The sequence below is a fragment of the Arachnia propionica genome (assembly GCF_003859805.1).
GTDB lineage: Bacteria > Actinomycetota > Actinomycetes > Propionibacteriales > Propionibacteriaceae > Arachnia > Arachnia propionica_C.
The window spans coordinates 46,929-67,250 of the sequence record NZ_RQZG01000006.1 but is presented as its reverse complement, the minus strand read 5'-3'; the positions used below and the strand labels follow the sequence as shown (position 1 = coordinate 67,250).

Annotated in this window: 13 protein-coding genes and 1 tRNA gene; 6 read left to right on the top strand and 8 right to left on the bottom strand. The window is 68.4% G+C overall.

Features of this window, described 5'->3' with window-relative positions; genetic code table 11:
• Nucleotides 1-2 precede the first annotated feature (2 nt).
• The 3 genes from scpA (at nt 3) to EII34_RS06595 (ending at nt 3,410) form a co-directional block, all read left to right on the top strand.
• Nucleotides 3-2,195, top strand: coding sequence for a methylmalonyl-CoA mutase (gene scpA, locus EII34_RS06605; RefSeq protein ID WP_124844178.1), 2,193 nt, complete (start codon nt 3-5; stop codon nt 2,193-2,195).
• A gap of 172 nt (nt 2,196-2,367) precedes the next feature.
• Nucleotides 2,368-2,946 carry a hypothetical protein gene (locus tag EII34_RS06600; RefSeq protein ID WP_124844176.1) on the top strand — a complete coding sequence of 193 codons (579 nt, stop codon included), beginning with the start codon at nt 2,368-2,370 and terminating at the stop codon, nt 2,944-2,946.
• A complete protein-coding gene (locus tag EII34_RS06595) occupies nt 2,946-3,410 on the top strand; it encodes a DUF6301 family protein (RefSeq protein WP_124844174.1) in 465 nt (154 codons plus the stop codon). The genes EII34_RS06600 and EII34_RS06595 overlap by 1 nt, the downstream gene beginning before the upstream one ends.
• 349 nt (nt 3,411-3,759) lie before the next feature.
• Here EII34_RS06595 and EII34_RS06590 read toward each other — a convergent pair whose 3' ends face one another.
• The 6 genes from EII34_RS06590 to EII34_RS06565 form a co-directional block, all read right to left on the bottom strand.
• Nucleotides 3,760-4,065 (bottom strand): Imm53 family immunity protein, encoded by a 306-nt coding sequence (locus tag EII34_RS06590; RefSeq protein WP_124844172.1) that lies wholly within the window; start codon nt 4,063-4,065, stop codon nt 3,760-3,762.
• Nucleotides 4,062-4,472 carry a hypothetical protein gene (locus EII34_RS06585; RefSeq protein WP_124844170.1) on the bottom strand — a complete coding sequence of 137 codons (411 nt, stop codon included), beginning with the start codon at nt 4,470-4,472 and terminating at the stop codon, nt 4,062-4,064. The genes EII34_RS06590 and EII34_RS06585 overlap by 4 nt, the downstream gene beginning before the upstream one ends.
• Nucleotides 4,473-4,545: 73 nt before the next feature.
• The gene (locus EII34_RS06580; RefSeq protein ID WP_124844168.1) at nt 4,546-7,140 is read right to left on the bottom strand and encodes a DUF7926 domain-containing protein; all 2,595 of its coding nucleotides are present in this window, start codon (nt 7,138-7,140) and stop codon (nt 4,546-4,548) included.
• Nucleotides 7,141-7,488: 348 nt separating this feature from the next.
• Nucleotides 7,489-12,198: an SdrD B-like domain-containing protein gene (locus tag EII34_RS06575; RefSeq protein ID WP_124844166.1), complete on the bottom strand. Its 4,710-nt coding sequence runs from the start codon at nt 12,196-12,198 to the stop codon at nt 7,489-7,491.
• Between the two features lie 235 nt (nt 12,199-12,433).
• On the bottom strand, nt 12,434-13,381 hold the full coding sequence (locus tag EII34_RS06570; protein WP_124844164.1) for a hypothetical protein: 948 nt from the start codon (nt 13,379-13,381) through the stop codon (nt 12,434-12,436).
• Between the two features lie 229 nt (nt 13,382-13,610).
• Nucleotides 13,611-13,684: transfer RNA gene (locus EII34_RS06565), tRNA-Gly, on the bottom strand.
• A 101-nt stretch (nt 13,685-13,785) separates the two neighbouring features.
• Between EII34_RS06565 and EII34_RS06560 the strand changes: the two genes are divergently transcribed.
• Together EII34_RS06560 and ppgK are read left to right on the top strand one after the other, a co-directional pair.
• Nucleotides 13,786-15,087, top strand: coding sequence for an FAD-binding oxidoreductase (locus EII34_RS06560; RefSeq protein ID WP_124844162.1), 1,302 nt, complete (start codon nt 13,786-13,788; stop codon nt 15,085-15,087).
• A 51-nt stretch (nt 15,088-15,138) separates the two neighbouring features.
• Nucleotides 15,139-15,906 (top strand): polyphosphate--glucose phosphotransferase, encoded by a 768-nt coding sequence (ppgK, locus tag EII34_RS06555; protein WP_124844160.1) that lies wholly within the window; start codon nt 15,139-15,141, stop codon nt 15,904-15,906.
• Between the two features lie 52 nt (nt 15,907-15,958).
• On the opposite strand, the gene argS is transcribed toward ppgK, so the two are convergent.
• A complete protein-coding gene (argS, locus tag EII34_RS06550; RefSeq protein WP_124844158.1) occupies nt 15,959-17,593 on the bottom strand; it encodes an arginine--tRNA ligase in 1,635 nt (544 codons plus the stop codon).
• Nucleotides 17,594-17,773: 180 nt separating this feature from the next.
• Between argS and EII34_RS06545 the strand changes: the two genes are divergently transcribed.
• Nucleotides 17,774-18,664, top strand: coding sequence for an HNH endonuclease (locus tag EII34_RS06545; protein ID WP_124844156.1), 891 nt, complete (start codon nt 17,774-17,776; stop codon nt 18,662-18,664).
• Between the two features lie 136 nt (nt 18,665-18,800).
• Here EII34_RS06545 and aspA read toward each other — a convergent pair whose 3' ends face one another.
• Nucleotides 18,801-20,195: an aspartate ammonia-lyase gene (aspA, locus tag EII34_RS06540; RefSeq protein WP_124844154.1), complete on the bottom strand. Its 1,395-nt coding sequence runs from the start codon at nt 20,193-20,195 to the stop codon at nt 18,801-18,803.
• Nucleotides 20,196-20,322: the final 127 nt, after the last annotated feature.

The window sequence follows — 20,322 nt, the reverse complement described above, 5'->3', positions numbered from 1 at the left end:
AGATGACCACCATTCCCCGTTTCAACGAGGTCCCGCTGAGCGGCGAGGGCATCCCCGCCGACGCCAAGACCCAGTTCGAGGACCACTTCCACCACGTCGGACACTCCGCCGGGTGGCAGACACCGGAGCACATCCTCGTGCCGCCGCTGTACGGCTCCGAGGACCTGGCCGGGCTGGATTTCCTGGGCACCCGCCCGGGCATCGCCCCGTTCCTGCGTGGCCCCTACGCGACGATGTACGTCAACCAGCCGTGGACCGTCCGCCAGTACGCGGGTTTCTCCACCGCCGAGGAGTCGAACGCCTTCTACCGCCGCAACCTGGCCGCCGGTCAGAAGGGTCTGTCGATCGCCTTCGACCTGGCCACGCACCGCGGCTACGACTCGGATCACCCGCGGGTCAGCGGTGACGTCGGCATGGCCGGTGTGGCCGTGGACTCGATCCTCGACATGCGGCAACTGTTCGACGGCATCCCGCTCGACCAGATGTCGGTGTCGATGACGATGAACGGCGCGGTGCTGCCGGTGCTGGCGCTCTACGTCGTCGCCGCCGAGGAGCAGGGCGTCAAGCCGGAACAGCTGGCGGGGACCATCCAGAACGACATCCTCAAGGAGTTCATGGTCCGCAACACCTACATCTACCCGCCGCAGCCGTCGATGAAGATCATCGCGGACATCTTCGCCTACACCAGCGCGAACATGCCGCGGTTCAACTCCATCTCCATCTCCGGCTACCACATGCAGGAGGCCGGGGCGACGGCGGACATCGAGATGGCCTACACGCTGGCCGACGGTGTGGAGTACATCCGTGCGGGCGAGTCCGTCGGGCTCACCGTCGACGCCTTCGCGCCGCGGCTGTCGTTCTTCTGGGCCATCGGCATGAACTTCTTCATGGAGGTCGCGAAGATGCGCGCGGCCCGCATGCTGTGGGCGCGCCTGGTGCGCGGTTTCGACCCGAAGAACCCGAAGTCGATGAGCCTTCGCACCCACTCGCAGACCTCCGGCTGGTCGTTGACGGCGCAGGACGTCTACAACAACGTGGTGCGGACCTGCATCGAGGCGATGGGGGCCACCCAGGGTCACACGCAGTCGCTGCACACCAACGCCCTCGACGAGGCGATCGCGCTGCCGACGGACTTCTCCGCGCGGATCGCCCGCAACACCCAGCTGTTCCTGCAGCAGGAGTCGGGCACGACGAAGACGGTGGACCCGTGGGCCGGGTCGGCCTACGTCGAGAAGCTCACCGAGCAGCTCGCCCGCAAGGCGTGGGAGCGGATCCAGGAGGTGGAGCAGGCCGGTGGCATGGCGAAGGCCATCGAGCAGGGCATCCCGAAGATGCGCATCGAGGAGGCCGCGGCCCGTACCCAGGCCCGGATCGACTCCGGCCGCCAGCCCGTCATCGGGGTCAACAAGTTCCAGCTGGAGCACGAGGACGAGCTGGAGGTCCTCAAGGTCGACAACCGCGCGGTGCGGGCGTCGCAGATCGCGAAGCTGGAGCGGCTGCGCGCCGAGCGCGACGAGGCCGTCACCCAGGAGATGCTGGAGCGCGTCTCGTGGGCTGCTGCGAACCCCGATCCGACCGATCCCGACCGGAACCTGCTGAAGGTGTCCATCGACGCGGCCCGCGCGAAGGCCTCCGTCGGTGAGATCTCGGATGCCCTGGAGAAGGTCTTCGGGCGCTACACCGCCCAGATCCGTACCATCTCCGGTGTGTACAACAAGGAATCCGGTACCTCCGAGAGCGTGAAGCGGGCCCGCGAGCTGGTCGAGGCCTTCGAGAAGGAGGAGGGGCGTCGTCCCCGCATCCTCATCGCGAAGATGGGCCAGGACGGTCACGACCGTGGCCAGAAGGTCATCGCGACGGCCTACGCCGACCTCGGCATGGACGTCGACGTCGGCCCGCTGTTCCAGACCCCGGAGGAGGTCGCCCGGCAGGCCGTCGAGTCCGACGTGCACGTCGTGGGTGCCTCCTCGCTGGCGGCCGGTCACCTGACCCTGGTGCCCGAGCTGCGTCGTGAGCTGGACAAGCTGGGCCGTGAGGACATCATGGTGGTCGTGGGCGGGGTGATCCCGAGCCAGGACTTCGACGAGCTCCGTGAGAACGGCGCCGATGCGATCTACCCGCCGGGAACCAACATCCCGGAGGCCGCGATCGACCTGCTGGAGGTCCTGGGCAGGAGGATCAAGGCCGAGGCCTGAGCATGGAGCGACGGTGGCCCGTCCCGGTTCCGGGGCGGGCCACCGTCGCTCATCCCGCCATTGCGGACGTCCAGGTGGGTGTGCACGACCGGCAGGTTCTGCCGGAGCGGGTCACAGGGGCGGTTCGTGCCCATCGGTGGGTGCGTGTGGACCGCGCCCTAGACTGGGGTCCATGGATGAGACGCTTGACCAGGTGATGCGGCTGGTCGACGAGGGACAGTTGCCGTACGAGAAGTCGGTGGAGCTCCTGAACGCCCTCACAGCTGAGCGCCGTTCCGCGGCCGCGCTCAAGGAGGCCGATGCCGGGTTGAAGGTCCGGGCGACCTCGGCCCTCATCCGGGCCCGCCACGAGACCCCCCTCCTCGAGGAGGCGTCGCGGCCCGCCTCTGGACGACTCGGCATGGTGGGGGTCCTGCTCGATCCCCCGACCGTCAGCTTCTACGAGGCCTCGATCGAGGGGGAGACCACCCCCACCGTCACGATCCGGGGCACGCGCTACGAGCAGGGCACCGGCCCCTACCTGCAGCACCTGCTGGACCATGACGACCGCTTCGCCCCGGCCCTGGTCGATCTCATCGGCCGGTCCGGTCCCGCGGGTGAGGCGCTGCGGGCCGCCGTCGCCGACGGTGCCGTCACGATCCAGTACGACCACGTGCTGGTCAGCACCGATGGCAGGATCCAGCTGTCGCGCTTCCACCTCGACTCCCCACCGAGGCTGCCCGCCCTGCCCAGCACCGAGGAGGCCCGGTGATGACCATGATCCCCACCGATGAGGTGACCCGCATCGCCACGAGCTGGGTGGACCAGCCCTGGCCGCTCGGCCTCGACGAGGCCCACCGGGTCTGTCTCTCGCTCGGCTGGCGGCTGGACGACGACGGCGTCGTCATCACCGACCACGGTCTGAACCATCCGCAGGTGACGCTGGTCCGAGGCGGCGAGGAGGTGGACATCGTCAGCCTCCGCATCACTGACGCCATGGCCGAACCCACCAGCGACCACGCCATGCTGCTCAACGACGCCCACACCCTGGCCCTCGGCGCCTTGAACCAGCTGTGGGGGAAGGCCAGCGTCGGGAAGCAGCCGCAGCGCAGTCATGCCTGCTGGGACCTGCGAAACGGCTGCCGGGTGCGGCTCAGCAACATCCACACCAGCGTCGTGCTGCACGTCTACAGCCCGTCCTGCGCCACCGTCGAGCGGACCCTCGCGGCCCACTGAGACACGATCCGGTCGCGATCTGGCCGATCTGGTTCGCCTGCCTTGTGACGGGTTCGCCTGTCTTGAGGAGGAAACGCCTGCCCTGTTTGGAATTGCCTGTCCAACAAGACAGGCAATTCCAAACAGGGCAGGCAAACCCCATCCAAGGCAGGCGACATGTCACGTGTCCCGGGAGGGTTGTTCTGTGGGTTGTGTGTTCGCTGCTCACACCGGCCGGTGAGTGACCCGTGTCGAGTCCCCGGTGACGACCTGAAGGAGCTCGGGTGAGGTCTCGGCTCCGGGGCGCTGGGCCTCTTGAACTCGGCCAGCGGTTCCTGGGTGGTGAATGATCCTCCGGGACGGGATGCGGTCACTCCAGCCATTCGAGGGCGATCTCGATGACCTCCGTCAGGTTGAGCGGTCCGCACGCGGCCAGCAGGGAGAGGGTCCCGCGATCCTGATCCTCGTGCACCCAGATCCGGTACCAGTCGTCGTCATCGTCGCGGTCGAGGTTGAGTTCCCGCCCCACCTCCAGCTTCGCCGACGTGCCCGTCAGTTCGATCTCGAGGCTCCAGCCCGGATTGTCCAGGGTGTCGATCGTGATGCCGTAGCCGTGCTCCCATTCGCCGTCGCACTGGTCCAGGTACCACTGCTGGAGCCGAGCCAGCTCACTCATCGGCCCTCCCTGTGGAAGACGTCGGCGGCCGCGACATCGTCCTCATGGTAGATCCGCTGCTCCCAGCGGCCCGGGCCGCAGGCCGTCACGAGTTCCTCCCACGTCCACTCCACCGAGTCGAGGCCGTCCTCGCCACCGGAAAGCAGGGAGACGACGATCCCTTCGGGGTCCTCCCGACGCCACACCGCCACTCCCCCGATGAGAGCGAGGGTCGTCGGCGGTACCGAGCCCTCCGGGTCCGGGGTCATGCTGAGCATCCACCGGTCCACCGTCTCGCGGGCGGCATCCTCCAGCCGCACCTCGACGGCGACGAGCAGGTCCTGGTCCCAGCGGATGACCTCGGGGACCGCGGACCAGCCGGGACGCAGCCCCGGGAAGCGCGGATCCGGTCCGGTGACGGAGTTCATGCACCCATTGTGACGGCATGGAAAAGGACCGTGGACCCAGGAGTGCTCCTGGGTCCACGGCCTCATCACGCGATCAGCGACCGGTCTTCGGCAGACCGGGCTTCACCGGCGGCATCACGGGCTTGCTCGGAACAGGCTTGCTGGGAACAGGCGTGCTCGGGGCAGGAGCGCTGGGTGCCGGGGTGCTCGGCGCGGGCACACTCGGAGCAGGCGTGCTCGGAGCGGGCGTGCTCGGGGCAGGAGCGCTGGGTGCCGGGGTGCTCGGCGCGGGCACACTCGGAGCAGGCGTGCTCGGAGCAGGGGTGCTGGGTGCCGGGGTGCTGGGTGCCTCCACCTTCACCAGGCCACCGTCCAGGGTCGGATCATCGGCCTTGTCGACTCCCAGCTCGTTGCGGCCATCGAGCGGGGCGGTGAACTCGATGGTCCCGAGGTTGGCCTTGACGGCGTCCTGGACCACGTCGGAGTCCTTGGCATCCGCACCGTTCGAGTCAGTGTCCTTGACGGTCCACTGATGCCCCTCCGGGGCCTCGAGGATCACCTTGTACCCGGCACCGGCCGCCAGGTCCTTGAACCCGTAGTAACCCTGCGCATCGGTCACGGTCTCGCCGATGGTCTTGCCCTGCTCGTCGACCAACGTCACCTTGACGCCGGGAACCGGGGCCTCACCGTCGTCCTGCGTGCCGTCACGGTCGGCATCCAGCCACACGAGGTCGCCGATGGAGACGAGGGTGCGGGTGTAGGTGTTGGTGGCCACCATCTCGATGTCGACGTTGGCGCCGACGACCAGGGTCTGGGGCGTGGCCGGGGTCAGTCGGTGTCCGGCCACCTCGGCCCCGTCCAGCTTCTCGGTCACCGTGCACCTCGTGCCGTCGGGAAGCTCCGGGGACTCCGCAGGGGTGCCGTTGGAGGGCACCTTGAGGTCACCCTCGGTCGCCGCCGGGTCGTTGCAGGCGTAGTGGAAGGTGAACTCCGCCGGAGCCGTGGCCCCACCCGTGAGTCCCTCGACCTTCTTGATGACGGAGAACTTGCCGACCGGGGCCTTCTTCAGACGGTTGGTCAGGTCGACGGAGGTGACCTCACCCTTGCCCAGGGTCAGCGTGGTGACCTCCTGGTCGTTGACGGTGAAGGTGAAGCTCTCCCAGAGGTAACCATCCGGGGCGGCGGTGGGGTTCTCGAGCTCGGCCAGCTTCACGACGGTACCGGCCGGGAAGGCCTTGCCCGCCGTGGGACCGGTGAAGGTGACCTTCTCCCCCACCTTCGCGGTCAGGGTGACCTCACCGCCGGTCCTCGCCGCATTCACGGTGCCGGGGGCCTGCCATCCGGGGTAGGAGGCCACGGTCTGCTGGGTGCCTCCCACGGTGGGAAGCTCGTAGGAGGCCTTGACGGTGAACTCCGTTCCCTGCGGGACGAGGGAGGAACCGGGGCCACCCACGTACTTCGTGACGGCGAAGGAGGCGAAGGCCGGATCCATCTTCACGTCGGCGGTGAAGGCCGCGGCGAAGGAGCGGGAGTACTTCGCGGAGACGTCCGCGTCGTCGTAGGTGAGGACGTTCTCGTACTTGACACCGGGCTTCAGCTTTCCGCCATCGACCGGCAGGCCCTTGTAGGCCAGCACGTAGTTGGCATCGGCCTCGAACGGCCCGGTGATGGCGAGCTTCGCCACCTGACCGTCGGGCCCCTCCGGTCCGGGCCTGACCGAGAACGTCCAGGTGCCCTTGTCGGACGTGGTCGGCGCACCGTCGCCGGAGGCCAGTGGCACGTCGGGGGCGTCGGTGTCCGTGGCCTTCGAGTCGGCGAAGAAGAGCTTCCAGTCAGAGGGCTCCCCGAACTTCAGGCCCGATCCGATGGTGTCGGTGAACTCCAGGGTCTGCTCGCGACCGTCGAAGGTCAGGGCCTTGCCGGCCTGCTTGGCGCGGAAGGCGAGCGAGTGGCTGGAGGCCTCACTGGTCGACAGGCCGATCACGAAACTGATCTCGGTGCTGCCGGAGCCGATGCCGCTGGCGCCCTTCGCGAAGTGCGCGGGGGTGAACTCGTACGGCTTCTTCGGCTTCGCCGCCTTGATGCCACCCTCACCGGGCAGGTCGAGGTTGATCGTCCTCGGCTGTCCGCTGAAGGTGAACGGGAGTTCCTCCGAGGTGGTGGTGGCGCGGGCCCTGAGCTGGATGCTGACGTTGCCCGAGAAGTTCTCGAAGGCACCACCTTGACCGACGAGCTTCGCGGCCTCCTCGGTGAAGGTGCAGGTGAAGCTCGAGGGCTCGATGACACAGCTGCCGACGACGGTCTCGGGGGTGCCGTTGCCGTCGAGGTCGACCGTGAGCTCGGGGGTGCCGAGCCCACCCGCGGTGGTCTGGAGGGAGTTGAACTCCTTCGGCAGCGTCACCGTGAAGGAGTCCCCGGCATTGAGCGGGGAGCCCTTGGGAAGTGCCCAGGAGACGTCGAACCGGACGCGGTCGTTGCCGTCGTCCAGGGTGAGGTTGGATCCGTCGGTGACGGGATTGCCGGACGTGTCGATCTTGGTCAGCGACGCGTCGGAGAACTGGATGTTCGGGTTGTCGGCGGCCTGGGCCGGGAGCGCGACACCCGCGAGTGAAACTGCTGCGGCTCCCAGGACGACGGCCGCCTTGGCGACCATCCTCCTCACACCGCGCGCATGAGAGATCAATCTCATTGAGAGACCTTCCGAGTCAGGGATGGCTTGGCCACTCGTCAGGTCCGGGCACGCCGAAAGCCACCGTCTTGCTGACCGAAAGTTACAGCATGCAGATCACCAAAGGCCAATCGGATGACATCCTTTCGTCCGACAGGCCCCGGCCGACCCGGAGTTCAGGCCCCACCAGGCATGGTTGATCGCTCAATTTGATCGCGCATTGGTCCGGCCTCGGGACCCGGGCAGGGATCGTCGGGGAGGAACGGTTCACCGTCGACGGGGGACGCCCCGGCGTCCTTGGTCCGCCAGGGACACGACGGACCGTGGGTCCGGGAATGATCCCGGACCCACGGTCCTTCAGGTGTCGACTCAGCGACCGGTCCTCGGCAGCCCCGGCCGGACCGGCGGCTTGACCGGAGGCGTCGGCCTACCGGGCCTCACCGGGTCGCCCGGCCTGCTCGGACCTGCCGTCGGCGCAGCGGTCGGGGACGGGCTGTCCGAGACCACCGGCGGCGTAGGCGCAGGCGTCGTCGGTTCCACCGATGGCGCGGGAGTGGGCGTCGGGCCCACGGGCGGCGTCGGAGTGGGTGCCGGCGGGGTCGGCGTGGGTGCCGGCGGGGTCGGCGTGGGTGCCGGCGGCGTCGGAATGGGGTCCGGCGTCGGGGTCGGCGGCGTCGGTACCTCAACCTTCACCAGGCCCGCATCCAGCCAGTGGACGTCGGTGACGTCCGGACCACCCTGGTTCTCGCCCCTGGCCGGAGTGGTGAACCCCACCGTACCGGCGGCATCCACATCGGAGTCCGAGAGGTCGTCCCCCTCGTCCTTGACGGTCCAGTCGAAGCCCTCCGGCTTGTCGAACCTCAAGGTGTAGGTCTTCTCCGGGGCGAGGTTGTTGAACCAGTAGTACCCCTGTGCATTGGTCCTGGTGACCGCCACATCGGCACCATCCGCATCAACCAGGGTCACCGTGACCCCGGCCACGGGAGCCTCGCCGTCGTCCTGCAGACCGTTCCGGTTGGCATCCAGCCACACGAAGTCACCGACCGAGATCCGCGCCTCCGCGGTGACATCGGCGTGGGCGTCGTTGTCGGTGGCCGTGGCGGCGGTGTCGAGGGTCAGGTTCTCCGGGTCACCCGGATTCGGCTTCGGGACCACCAGGGCATTGGTCTCGGGGAGCCAATCCGTCTCCAGCGGCAGCACGTAGGCGACGTTGCGGGTCGACCCGGCGAAGTTGTTCCTGACCTGGGCGGTCACCCTGATCGGCTTGGCGGACTGACCGGCACCCAGGGCCGCGTCACTGACACAGGTGAGATTCGGGGTGTCACAGTTGTAGCCCTCACCCGACATGTCGTTGATGACCAGCCCGACGGGGGGAAGTTCCTGCACCGACCACCCGGCCAGTGCGTCCACCGGACCCTCGTTGCGCGGGGTCAGCTCGAAGGTCACCTCGTCACCCGCACGCACCGTTCCCGTCGTGGTCAGGCTCTTGGTCAGCACCAGGTTGTACTGGAGCAGGCCACCGTCCAGCGACGGATCGTCCGTCCGGTCCGCACCGAGCTCGTTCCTGCCCTCGGCCGGGGCGATGAACTCGATGGTGCCGACATTGCCCCGGGCGGCGTCCTGGGCCACATCGGAGTCCGATTCATCGGCCCCGACGTCCTTGACGGTCCACATCGCACCGTCCGGGCCCTCGAGGATCAGCTTGTACGCGGCACCTGCGATCAGGTCCTTGAAGCCGTAGTGACCCTGCGCATCGGTCGCGGTCGCGGCGACGGTCCGGCCGTTGCCGTCGACCAGGGTCACCTTGACGTCCTTGGCCGGGGGCTCAGCATCGCCCTGCCTGCCGTCGCGATCCACGTCGAACCACACGCGGTCCCCGATGGAGACCAGCCTCACCAGACCCGCATCCAGCCTCGGTTCATCCGCCTCACCCGGACCGACCCGGTTGTCACCGGTGGCCGGGGCGGTGAACCTGATGATCCCGTCCGCGTCGACGTCGGAGTCCTTGGCGTCGTCGTCACCGGCGTCCTGCACGGTCCAGACGGTGTTCCCCGGCCGGGTGAACTCGATGACGTACTCCTTGCCCGGAATCAGGTCCGAGAAGGTGTAGGACCCGTCGGTGCCGCTCTCGGTCGCGATGATCTCGGCGCCGTCGGTGTCCTTGAGGACCACCGTGACCCCGACGGCCGGCTGTTCACCGTCGTCCTGGATGCCGTTGTGGTTGGCATCGAACCAGACGTGATCACCCACGGAGACCAAGTTCTTGACGTAGGTGTTGACGAAGGCTGCCTCGACGACCGTCGGTTCCTTCTCGATGGTGACGGTCTGGGGCGCGGGGGCATCCAGGCCGTGGCCGTCGACCGCTGCGGAGGCCGGGTCCTCGGTGATGGTGCACCGGGTGCCGACCGGGAAGGTCCGGTCGGCCTTCACGGCAACCTGGTCACCCTTGGCGATCACACTGCCCTCGACCGGCGCTCCGTCGACCTGGCAGGAGTAGGTGAACGTGAAGTTCTTCTCCGTCACGCCCGGGGCACCGGTGGCGGTCTTCTTCACCTGGAACGTCCCCACCTGCCGGGTGTAGGTGTTGACGAACTCCGCGCGCACCGGGTCCACGGCGATGGTCACGGTCCGCGCCTCGGGCTGGGCCAGGTCGTGGCCCTCGATCGCGGCCGAGGCGGCGTCCTCGGTGATGGTGCACTCGGTGCCGACCGGGAAGGTGGCCCCGACCTCGACGGGATTGCCGTCGCCCTTGGCAGTCAGGCTTCCCTGCTCAGCGCCGCAGGTGTAGTTGAAGGTGTAGTCCTTGGTCTGCGCCCCGGGAGCCCCCGTCGCGGTCTTGACCACCTGGAACGCCCCGACCTGCTGGCTGTAGGTGTTGGTGGCCACCACCTCGGCGGTCTGACCCGCGACGATCCGCACCGGGGAGGTCGCGATCTCGGAGACCAGGCCGTACCCGGGGACCTCGGCCGCGGCCGTGTCCTCGACCACGGTGCACTCGGTCCCATCGGCCAGGGCCTTCGAGGTCCAGGTGCCGTCGGCGGCGAGCTTCACGGTCTCGGGGGCCTCGGCACCGCAGGTGACGGTGAAGGTGTAGTCCGCCGGGAGCGTCGCGTTGTCATCGTTGACCACCTTCTTGGTCAGGGTGAGACCGCCCGTGGTGGGGGTGTAGGTGTTCGTCGCCTCGACCGCGACGCTCCGGCCCGCCTCGATGGTGACGGACTGCTCCGGGGCCGGGGTGAGTCGGTGTCCGGCCACCTCGGTCCCGTCCAGTTTCTCGGTCACGGTGCACTCGGTACCGCCCGGGAGCTCCGGGGACTCCACGGCGTCACCGTTGGAGGGCACCTCGAGGTCACCCTCGGTCGCCGCCGGGTCGTTGCAGACGTAGTGGAAGGTGTACCTCTGTGGAGCCGTGGCCCCACCGGTCAGCCCCGCCACCGTCTTGGTGACGGAGAACCTGCCGGTGGTCTGCCGCTTCAACCGGTTGGTCAGGTCGACGGTGGCCACCTGCCGGTTGCCGATGACCACCTCGGCCACCGGCTGGTCCTTGACGGTGAAGGAGAAGCTCTCCCAGGCGTACCCCGCCGGGGCGGCCGCCGGGTTGGTCAGCTCGGAGAAGGTGACCGTGGTTCCCGTCGGGAAGGTGGTGGCGGCGGTGGGACCGTAGAAGGTGACCTTCTCCCCCACCTTCGCGGTCAGGGTGACCTCACCGCCGGTCCTCGCCGCGTTCACGGTCCCGGGAGCGGTCCAGCCCGGGTAGGAGTCGGCGGTCCGCTGGTCCGGCAGGGCGTAGGTCGCGTTGACGGTGAACGGCGTTCCCTGCTCCACGAGCGCAGAACCGGGCCCACCGACGAACTTCGTGATCGCGAAGCTGCCGAAGTCGGGGGCCATCGCCACATCGGAGGTGAAGGCCGACCCGAAGGAACGCGAGTAGGTGGCCGTGACGTCGGCATCGTCGTAGGTGAAGGTGTTCTCGTACTTGAATCCCGGCTTCAGCTTGCCCGGGGTCAGCGGGAGTCCCTTGTAGGTCAGGCTGTAGTTGGTGTTCTCGGCGAACGGACCGGTGATGGCGATCTTCGCCACCTGACCGTCGGGGGTCACCTCACCAGGGGTGACCCGCAGCGTCCAGGTGCCCTTCTCCGTCGTGGTGGGGGTCCCGTCCCCCGGGGCCAGCACCACGTCGGGGGCGTCGGTGTCCGTGGCCGCCGAGTCGAGGAAGGAGAGCTTCCAGTTCGCCGGGTCGTCGAACTTCAGCCCCGAGCCGATGGTGTCGGTGAACTCCAGGGTCTGCTCACGGCCGTCGAAGGTGAGGGTCCTGCCGGCCTGCCGGGCCATGAAGGCGAAGGACTTGCTGGTGGCGAAACTGGTCGACAGTCCCAGGTTGAAGGAGATGTCGTTGCTGGCGGGTCCGATACCGCTGGAGCCCTTCGCGAACTGCCCGGGGTTGAACTTGTACGGGTTCTTCGGCTTCGCCGCCCCGATCCCGCCGGTGCCCGGCAGGTCGACGTTGACGACGCCCGTCCGGCCGCTGAAGGTGAACGGTACCTCCTCGGCGGCAGTGGCCGCTTGGGCCTGCAGCTGCACCCCGATGTTGCCGCGGAAGTTCTGGAAGGAGGCCCCGATGAGTTCTGCGGCCTTCTCGTCGAAGGTGCAGGTGAACCTGGACGCCCGGATCTCGCAGGAACCCACCGTGGTGTCGGTCTGGCTGTCACCGGTGGTGTCGATCCTCAGCTCAGGTCTGCCGAGTCCGCCCGCGGTGGTCAGGGCCGCCTTGATCTCCGGCGGCAGGGTCACCGTGAAGGAGTCCCCGGCGTTCAGCGGCGACCCGTTCGGCAGGGACCAGGCCACGTCGAGCTTGACGCGGTCCTGCCCACTGTCCAGCGTCAGCCTGGAGCCGTCGTTGACCGGATCTCCCGCTGTGTCGATCTTGGTCAACGTGGGGTTGGAGAACTCGATGTCCGGGTTGTCCGCCGCCTGAGCGGGAAGCGTGACCCCCATCATGGCGACGGCCACCGCCGAGACGACGGCCGCCGCTCTGGCGATCGCCCCCCTCCCTCCGCGTGCCGGAGACCTGAATCCCATGCCTGCACCTTCCGAAGTCGATTCGCGTTGGCCGCTCCGGATGTCAGAGCATGCCGACCTTGAAGCACCGAAGCTACCTCAACAAGACCACCGAAAACTATTCGGCTGACACAGGAATCGACTTTTGTCAAGGGGTGGGAGGCGATCGGGGATCACTTTTGGCCTGACCTTTCAGCCAGTCGGGAACAGCACCGCGGGGCCGCTCGACGAGCGGCCCCGCGAGGTCATGACGGCATCAGTTCAGCGGCGGCGGGTTCTGTCGCAGCTCAGCTGCGTCGATGCCCTTGTTCGGGGCCACCTCGGCCTTCGCCTCGTTGAGGGTCACGAAGTTGAAGGTGCGCCACTGATTCGTCACCAGCTTGGCTCGGGACAGCCCCACCCCCGGCAGGTAGGAGTAGTACGCCTCCTTGTTCGTCGGGTCCTCGGGATCGAAGAGCTGCAGCTTCGCGTCACCGACCCGGGCCTCCTTGTTGGGGTAGTAGTCGGCCCCGACCTGGATCAGGTACTGGGCCCGGTCACGGTCATCGGGCAGCGACTCCTCACCCACGACGAGCTTGGCGTCGACCTTGACGTGGACGGCCTTGATGTCCCAGGTCGGGTAGCCGACCAGCTGACCCCAGCCGTGGTAGAGGCCGTCCTTGGACTTGGTCGGGGGTAGCACCTCGATGGCGTTGCCGACGCGGCGCAGGCTCGGCACCTCGACCTGGTTGCCGGTCAGGTGCACCGGGTACAGCGCCCCGTCGAGGCTGTGGATCTGGACCGTGTGCCACCGGTTCGTGGACTTGCGCAGGATGTTGAGCCGGATCTGTCCGATGTGGACCCGGGTGTTGACGGCCTCGTTGTCATCGGTCGGCTCGATGAACATCCACGGGGAGATCGCGGTCCACAGGTCGTCGTCGCCGTAGTCCGGGTCCACCAGGGCGTCGCGCCAGTAGCCCGGCGTGTTGGTGCCCCGCGGGTCGTTGCCCATGGCGTTGACCCCCCGGTACTGCCGTCCCGGACTGGAGCCATTCGGCTTCCCCAGCACGATCTCGTTCTCCAGCGTCATGTCCTCGATGAGGGTCTCGACGGTGTTGGTCCCGGGTGCCGGCACGTCCTGGTCCGCGTGGGCCGGAAGAGTGGCCGCTCCCACGGCCAGGGCACTGATGAGCACGAGGGCTGTCCTTGAGAAACGATGGATCACCTCGACTCCTTCCTCCTAGCTGGTCAGGGCTCCATCCAACCGCCGCAGGCAGTCGATTTCCACGTCATCACGCATCTTGTGGAAGCGCTCCCACAAATCGCTCACCAAAACTGCGCACTTCGTGACGAAGGTTCACTTTCGGTAGTATCGCCGCTGGCCAGAAGACATTTTCGGGGTGGCCGATCGGCCTTCCGGCCCTGCCGGAGAGGGGTTGGGAGGATGGAGCAACTGGAGCGGGCGACGGGAGTCGAACCCGCCTCTGAAGCTTGGGAAGCTTCCGTTCTACCGATGAACTACGCCCGCGCTCGTCGTGACGACGGCCCGAGTCTAGCCGATACCGGTGTGACACTCGCAACTTCACCGCGATTCCGCACGGAGCCGGGTCGACGGGGTACGGTTCTCAGGTGAGGACAGGGCTGCCCCGGCGCATCGTGCAGCGCATGACCGGTCGGCCACGCCCCTCCCCTTCCCCCTTCCGGATCACACCGGCCGAGATCGCCCGGCCACGCAGCATCGAGGACGTCCTCGACCTGTTCACCTGGGCCCGGGAGCACCGCGGCCACCTGGTCTTCAGGGGCGGTCACAGCAGCCTGTCCGGCCAGGCGGAGACCCCACACGTCGTCGTCGACGTCTCCCGGTCCTTCCGGCAGGTCACGGTCCTCGACGACGGAGAGCGGGTCCGGGCCGGGGCCGGCACCACCCTCGCCGAGGTCAACGCCCGCCTCGCCCGCCACGGACGTCGCCTCGGCCCACAGCTGGCCAGCGCCCGCACGGCGACGATCGGTGGCCTGGTCGCGACCGATGCCGACACCCTGGCGCCACTGACCGGACAGCGGGTGTGGGACACCCTGGAGAACCTCGTGGTGGCGCTGCCCACCGGGGTGGTGCTGGACACCGCCCAGAAGAACGCCGAGGTCACCCTCCGCCTGACCGACCCTCACCTGGTGCAGGGCCTGCTCACCCTCCGCCGTCGTCTGGAACGCCCGCAGACCCGGGAGGAGGTGCAGCAGCAGTTCGCCCTCCCCAACACGATGGGGTACCGGATCGACGCCCTGCTGGAGTTCCCCTCCCCCGTCGAGATGGCCCGCCACCTGCTGATCGGCAGCGAGGGCACCCTCGGCTTCGTCGCCGAGGCCACCTTCCGCACCGTCCCCGACGCACCCGAGCAGCGACGCCGTGACCTCGCCGCGCCGTACCACGCCCTCGGCCGCCGCATTCCCGGGCACGTGCTGCTGGAGGACTTCGCCGTGCCCGGTGACGTCCTCGACGAGGTCGTCGGGGCGCTGAAGGAACTGCTGGTCAGGTACGACCTCGACGTCCCCGAGATGACCGTCACCCCACAGGGCTGCATCCACTACCCACTGGTGCTCGATCTCGACGACGCTGCCAGCAGACGGCGGTTCCGCCGCTACCGGCGCGACTCGGTGGCCCTGATCCGGGCCAGTGGCGGCAGCCTCCGGGCCCGCCACGGCACCGGGCGGGCGATGTCACCGTTCATGCTCGACCAGTTCGGTGACGAGCTGTTCGAGGTGATGCGGGAGGTCAAGCACACCTTCGACCCGTCGATGATCCTGGGGCCCGGCATCCTGCTGACCGACGACCCCCTCACCCACACCCGCGACCTGCGACCGGCACGGCCGCCATCGCTGCGGAACCGGCTCGGCACCCGGTTGCAGGACTGGCTGGAGCGCCGTCGTCCTCGATGAAGGGTCGGGCCCGGTGGTCCACATCGGCCCCGACCCACTAGGCTGTGCCGCATGAACATCCTGGGCATCGACGTTGGTGGTTCCGGCATCAAGGGAGCGCCGGTGGATCTCGACAAGGGCGACTTCGCCGTCGACCGACTCCGCATCCCCACCCCGAGCAAGTCCAGCCCCCAGAACGTTGCCGAGGTCGTCGGTCAGATCTGCGAGCACTTCACCGACCACATCGGCACCGACTCCCGCATCGGACTGACCATCCCCGCCCCCGTCGTGCACGGCCGGATCCCGTTCATCGCGAACCTCCACAAGTCGTGGGCGGGCCTGCAGGCCGACGAGTTCTTCCAGGACGCGCTGGGCCGCCCCGTGACCCTGGTCAACGACGCCGACGGTGCCGGGCTGGCCGAGGTGCACTTCGGAGCCGCCAAGGGCAACGAGGGACTCGTGCTCATGACCACCCTGGGGACGGGGATCGGCACCGCGATGATCCACCGGGGCGTTCTCGTCCCGAACGCCGAGCTCGGCCACGTGGAGCTGAACGGTCACGACGCGGAGACCCGGGCCGCCTCGTCGATCAAGGAGAGCGAGAAGCTCAGCTACAAGGTGTGGGCGAAGGAACGGCTCCAGCCCTACTACGCCCACCTGGAGATGCTGTTCTCCCCCGATCTCTTCGTGGTCGGCGGGGGGGTGAGCAAGGACTCGGAGAAGTTCCTGCCGCTGCTCGACCTGAAGACCCCCATCGTCCCGGCGGTGCTGCGCAACCGCGCGGGGATCATCGGTGCGGCCCTGGCCGCCCGCGACGCGAACGAGCACCCGGGACACTGAAACTCAACGGTACGGGGCGTCGGGTGATGTCACCCGACGCCCCGTACCACACTCACATGCGTTCGGGCGCCTCGATACCCAGCAGCTGGAGGCCCGTGGCCAGTACCGCGCGGGTCGCGGCGACGAGTGCCAGACGCGACGAGCGGACCTCGCCCTCGGACCTGAGCACCGGGCAGGCCTCGTAGAACGCCGACAGCGCACCGGCCAGGTCGTAGAGGTAGCCGCACAGCTTGTGCGGGGTGAGTTTCGCCGCCACCTCGTCGACGACCTCCCCGAAACGGCTGAGCAGCAGCGCCAGGGTCTGCTCGGCGGGCTCGTCGATGACGACGACCGCACCCCAGCCGTAGCCCTCGGCCTCCGCCTTCCGCAGGATCTGGCAGGTCCGGGCGTGCGCGTACTGCAGGTAGGGGCCGGTGTCGCCGGTGGTCTGCACCATGCGCTCGGCGTCGAAGACATAGTCCTTGTGGAGCGCCCCGGACAGGTCGGCGTACTTGATGGCCGCCAGCGCGATGCCCGGTGCAGCCTCCTGCTCGGCGAGGTCGAGCAGCGAGGTCAGGGAGACCGTGCCACCGTCGCGGGTCTTGAACGGGCGGCCGTCCGGGCCCAGCACCATCCCGTAGCCCACGTGCTGGGCCCGGACGTCGTCGGGCAGGTACCCGGCCTTGCGGGCCGCGCCGAAGACCTGTTGGAAGTGCTGCGACTGGCGCACATCGGTGACGTAGATGATCCGGTCCGCCTTCAGCGCGGTGATCCGGTACCGGATGGCTGCGATGTCGGTGGCGTCGTAGCCGTAGCCGCCGTCGGACTTGCGGATGATGATGGGGGCGTCGAACCCCTCCACCCACACCACGAGGGCCCCGTCGTCGACGACGGCGATGCCACGCTGTTCCAGGTCGGCCGCCACCTGGGGCAGGGCGTCGTTGTAGGTGGACTCCCCGGCCAGGTGTTCATCGGTGAGCAGCACCCCGAGCCGCTGGTAGGCGGCGTTGAAGCCCTTGAGGGAGACGTCGATGAGCTGCCTCCAGATGGCCCGGGTCTCCTCGTCGCCGCCCTGCAGCTTCACGACGCGGGCGCGGGCGCGGGTGGCGAAGTCGGGATCGTCGTCGAAGTGCTTCTTGGAGTCCTTGTAGAGCTGCTCGGCACCGGCCAGGTCGAGCTCGGCGACGTCGATGTCGTGCTCCATGATGTGTTCGACGAGCATCCCGAACTGGGTGCCCCAGTCCCCGATGTGGTTCTGCGGGATCACCTCGTGACCGAGCGCGGTGAGCAACCGGTTGAAGCAGTCGCCGATGATGGTGGTGCGCAGGTGACCGACGTGCATCTGCTTCGCGACGTTCGGCGCCGAGTAGTCGATGACGATCCGCTGCGGGTGCGCGGTGCGGTTGAGCCCGTGGTGCGGGTCCTCCAGCACCGTCGTCGCGGCCTGGGCCAGGACGTCGGCGCGGATCCGGAAGTTGATGAACCCCGGGCCCGCCACCTCGAGCGGCTCACAGATGTCGCTGACGTCGAGCTGTTCGACGATCGACGTCGCCACCTCGCGCGGGGGACGTCCCTGCTCCTTCGCCAGACGCAGCGCCACGTTGGACTGGAAGTGGCCGAACTGGGGCTTGGTGGCGGGACGCATCTCCGGGTCGATGCCGGTGAGGGCACGCAGCCGGGAGTCGAGCAGGGCAGGCAGGGATTGCATGGGGACATTGTTCCACCAGCGACCCCGGGACGCATCACACGACCATGCCGGTTCACCACCATGTGGCCGGGCAGCGCGCCGATCCGGTTCTCAGCAGCCATGTCGTCGCGGCCCGGACGGCCGACGGGGAGGAGCTGATCTCACCACACGACCGGGTGACCTCCACGCTACCCTGGGCCCATGGCCCTTCCGGAGATCGAGCTTCGCGAAGCCGCGATGAGGTGGCTCGACGCCCATCCGTCCCCGCTGGTGGACTTCACCTGGCTCACCTCCTTCGAGTTCGACGGGGTGCGCATCCCGCTGGTGGACCGGGTGCGCGGCATCCGCGCCCCGAAAGGGCTCGGCGCGGCCCTGTCCATCAAGACCGTCCACACCCCCGACGGGGAGAACCCACCCTACGAGGACACGATCGGCCCCGACGGGCTGCAGCGCTACAAGTACCAGGGGACCGACCCCGAGGCCCCGGACAACGTGGCGCTGCGACGCGCGATGCTGGACCGGCTGCCACTGATCTGGTTCGTCGGGGTCGCGAAGGCCCGCTACCAGGCGATCTACCCGGTCCACGTCATCGGGGACGATCCGGCCCGGCACGAGTTCACCCTCGCCCTCGACGCCGCTCAACGAGACCTGACCCCGGGGATGACCGAACCGGATCGACGGGCCTGGGCGGAGCGGATCACGAAACAGCGCCTGCACCAGCCGGTCTTCCGCGCCCGGGTGCTGCTCGCCTACGAGGGCAGGTGCAGCATCTGCCGTCTCAGGCACACCGAGCTGCTCGACGCCGCCCACATCATCGAGGACGGCCTGCCCCGCGGCAACGCCGTTGTGCCCAACGGCATCTCGCTGTGCAAGATCCACCACGCCGCCTACGACGCGAACATCCTGGGCATCCGCCCGGACCTGACCCTGCACGTGCGCGACGACGTCCTGGCCGAGCAGGACGGCTGGATGCTGGCGGGTGGCATCCAGGGCGTCCACGGCAAGCGGCTGGAGATCCTGCCCCGGGCGAGGACGCAGCACCCGGACCCGAGCCGCCTCGAGGAGCGTTACGCCCGGTTCCTGATGGCCTGAACCACCTCGACGGACCACCCCCACCTGCACCGGGCCGCACCCGGACCCTCCCCTGCGGGCGCGGTCCGGCGCGAATCGCAGGCGGAGGACGCCACCGGCCGACGGCGGTTCTCGCCTGCGATTCCTGCCGGTCGACTCAGTGGGAGTTCAGCGTGAGGTTCTCGAACGACAGCAGGTGATCCACCGTCGCCTCGTCCAGCAGGCCCCGTTCCACGACGATGTCGCGCACCGTCCGCCCGGTCGCGGCGGCCTCCCTGCCCACCTCGTCACCGGCCCGGTGGCCGATGTGGTCGTTGAGCAGGGTCACCACCGAGATCGAGTCCTTCACGTACCGCTCACACACCTCACGGTTCGCGGTGATCCCCGCCACGCAACGCTCCCGGAGCACGTCGCACGCGGAGCTGAGCAGCCCGACCGACTCGAAGCTCGCCTGCGCGATCACCGGTTCCATCGCGTTGAGCTGCAGTTGCCCGGCCTCCGCCCCCAACCCGACGGTGACGTCGTTGCCCCGCACCTTGAACGTCACCTGGTTGACCACCTCCGGGATCACCGGGTTCACCTTCGCCGGCATGATCGAGCTGCCCGCCTGCATCTCGGGCAGGTTGATCTCGTTCAACCCGGCCCTCGGCCCCGACGACAGCAACCTGAGGTCGTTGCACACCTTCGACAGCTTGCAGGCCAACCGCTTGCAGGTGGCGTGGGCCATCACGTAGGCACCGGTGTCGGAGGTGGCCTCGATGAGGTCCGGGGCCGCGACGACGGGACGACCCGCCACCCGCGCCAGGTGCACCACCGCCAGCTCACGGTACCCGGGCGGGGTGTTCAAGCCGGTCCCGATCGCCGTCGCCCCCAGGTTCACCTCCAGCAGCAACCCTCGCGCGTACTCCAGGTGCCGGACCTCCTCCGCCAGGGTCACCCCGAACGCCGTGAACTCCTGCCCCAACGTCATCGGCACCGCGTCCTGCAGCTGGGTGCGTCCCAGCTTCACGATCCCCGCGAACTCCCGTCCCTTGGCGAGGAACTCCTCCGCCAGGGCCTGGACCGCGGTCACCAGCCGCCCGAACTTCACGTCCAGCGCCATCCGGAACCCCGTCGGATAGGCGTCATTGGTGGACTGGCTCCGGTTGACGTGATCATTGGGATCGACGACGTCGTAGCGTCCCTTCGGCAACCCCAGCCGCTCCAGGGCCAGGTTCGCCAGCACCTCGTTGGTGTTCATGTTCACCGATGTGCCCGCCCCGCCCTGGAACACGTCGATGGGGAACTGGTCCATGCAGCGGCCCTGCTCCAGCACCTCGTCGCAGGCACCGAGGATCGCCTTGCCGATGTCACCCGGCAGCGCCCCCAGCTGCACATTGGCCAGGGCGGCCGCCTTCTTCACCAGCACCATCCCCCGGATCAGCTCGGGGAAGGAACTCACCTGCTGCCCCGAGACGGGGAAGTTCTCGACGGCCCGCAGGGTGTGGATGCCGTACCAGGCGTCGTCAGGGATCTCCCGGGACCCGAGCAGATCGGTCTCGATACGCGTCATCGCTCTCCTTCGAGCATCATCCCGACGCACCTCGTCGGGCTGGGTTCCAAGGTATCCCAGCCCAGCCCCCACGTGCACCGTTTCAGCGGGTGTTGTCCGAATGTTCACACGCCGCACCGGCCCCGGG

Excerpts from the sequence above, each read along its gene's own strand:
- scpA (WP_124844178.1), top strand. The coding sequence starts at position 3 with ATGACCACCATTCCCCGTTTCAACGAGGTCCCGCTGAGCGGCGAGGGC.
- EII34_RS06600 (WP_124844176.1), top strand. The coding sequence starts at position 2,368 with ATGGATGAGACGCTTGACCAGGTGATGCGGCTGGTCGACGAGGGACAG.
- EII34_RS06595 (WP_124844174.1), top strand. The coding sequence starts at position 2,946 with ATGACCATGATCCCCACCGATGAGGTGACCCGCATCGCCACGAGCTGG.
- EII34_RS06590 (WP_124844172.1), bottom strand. The coding sequence starts at position 4,065 with ATGAGTGAGCTGGCTCGGCTCCAGCAGTGGTACCTGGACCAGTGCGAC.
- EII34_RS06585 (WP_124844170.1), bottom strand. The coding sequence starts at position 4,472 with ATGAACTCCGTCACCGGACCGGATCCGCGCTTCCCGGGGCTGCGTCCC.
- EII34_RS06580 (WP_124844168.1), bottom strand. The coding sequence starts at position 7,140 with ATGAGATTGATCTCTCATGCGCGCGGTGTGAGGAGGATGGTCGCCAAG.
- EII34_RS06575 (WP_124844166.1), bottom strand. The coding sequence starts at position 12,198 with ATGGGATTCAGGTCTCCGGCACGCGGAGGGAGGGGGGCGATCGCCAGA.
- ppgK (WP_124844160.1), top strand. The coding sequence starts at position 15,139 with ATGAACATCCTGGGCATCGACGTTGGTGGTTCCGGCATCAAGGGAGCG.
- argS (WP_124844158.1), bottom strand. The coding sequence starts at position 17,593 with ATGCAATCCCTGCCTGCCCTGCTCGACTCCCGGCTGCGTGCCCTCACC.
- EII34_RS06545 (WP_124844156.1), top strand. The coding sequence starts at position 17,774 with ATGGCCCTTCCGGAGATCGAGCTTCGCGAAGCCGCGATGAGGTGGCTC.
- aspA (WP_124844154.1), bottom strand. The coding sequence starts at position 20,195 with ATGACGCGTATCGAGACCGATCTGCTCGGGTCCCGGGAGATCCCTGAC.